We start from the raw sequence: 1,364 nt of genomic DNA, 5'->3' as shown, positions 1-1,364 counted from the left end.
CGTCACGATCACCAGGCGACCGTACCGCCCACCACCGACAACCGGCCCAAATGCCAGGATTATTGAGGAATACTGATGAAAATGACAACAGTTGGCTACCCCCGCCCGGTTCGGACGGGCGGGGGCACCGCGTAGGTCACAGGGCGCAGCAGCCCTCGCGCCGCAGCGCCTCGCCGACCGCCAGCCAGTCCACGCCCGAGGCCGCCGCCACGGCCGCCCGCCCCGCCCGCCCGCCGCCGTCCACCAGGTCCGACGGACGGTACGTCACCCCGTCGCGCATCACCCACGACGTGCGCACCAGGTCCGCGAAGTCGTGGAACGGGTCCCCGTCGACCACCAGCAGGTCGGCCAGCTTGCCCTCCTCCACCGTGCCGACGTCCTCCGCCACGCCCCACAGCCGGGCCGGCGCCGCCGTCGCCGTGCGCAGCGCCTGGGCCGGTGTCAGCCCCGCGTAGCGGATCAGCGCCCGCAGCCCCAGGTGGACCTGCAGCCCGACCGGGGTCAGCGGCGCGTCGGTGCCCAGCGCCAGCGCCCCGCCGTCGGCCAGGATCCGCCCGTAGACGGCCATCTCCCGCTGCAGGGCCCTCAGTTGCTCCGGTGTCGGCGCGGCCTTCGCCTGCTGGCGCACCACCGCCGCGTCCCACGGCGGCATCAGCGCGCTCACCCGGGCGTCCTCGGCCAGCGACGGGTCCTCGCCCACCAGGCACAGCGCCGAGAACGGCGTGATGACGATCGCGAAGTCCCCGCCCCGGTAGATCTCGTGGACGTCCTGGTAGCTGCGCCCGGTCGGGGAGAACACCCGCCCGTACTCCTGGCGCTGGGTGGCCTGCAGGTGCGTCGTCAGGTTCTGGCCCACCTGCACCCCGGGCGTCAGCAGGTGGCTGCCCGCGGGCACCCCGAGCTCGTGCGCCACCCGCGCCGCCTCGGCCATCGTCGAGGCCGGCGCCCGTACGTACGTCTTGACGAAGTCGTACTCCAGCGCCGCCGCCCGCTCCAGGCTGCGCCGCACCCCCTCGGCGGTGCGGTGGGCGCGGCCCATGCTGTAGGCGACGCGCGGTCCGTCGTGCAGTTCGCCGGTGGTCAGGAACCGCGGGCCGGTCATCGCCCCGGCGTCGACGGCCTCGCGCAGGCGCGCCTGCTCGTAGGCGAAGCCGCCCAGCGAGGCGGTGCCAGTCACCCCGTAGGCGAGGTTCAGGCGCAACTGCCGCCCGCCGTAGGTGTTCTGGTACGGGTGGGTGTGGGAGTCCCACAGGCCCGGCAGCACCGTGCAGCCGGTGGCGTCGACCAGCCGCTCCCCGGCGCGGCGCGCCCCCGAGCGGTGCGGCTCCACGGAGGTGATGCGGTTGCCGGTGACGACGATGTCG

Annotated in this window: 1 protein-coding gene; it reads right to left on the bottom strand. The window is 74.4% G+C overall.

Features of this window, described 5'->3' with window-relative positions; genetic code table 11:
- Positions 1–136 precede the first annotated feature (136 nt).
- Positions 137–1,364: amidohydrolase family protein (locus AB0O00_RS39670; protein ID WP_363659524.1), on the bottom strand; the 1,228-nt coding region annotated here is incomplete at its 5' end.

It is taken from the genome of Kitasatospora sp. NPDC093558 (assembly GCF_040683475.1).
In the GTDB taxonomy this organism is placed as follows: Bacteria; Actinomycetota; Actinomycetes; order Streptomycetales; family Streptomycetaceae; genus Kitasatospora.
Note: the sequence above shows the minus strand (reverse complement) of the source record. Positions and strands in the feature narration are given on the sequence as shown.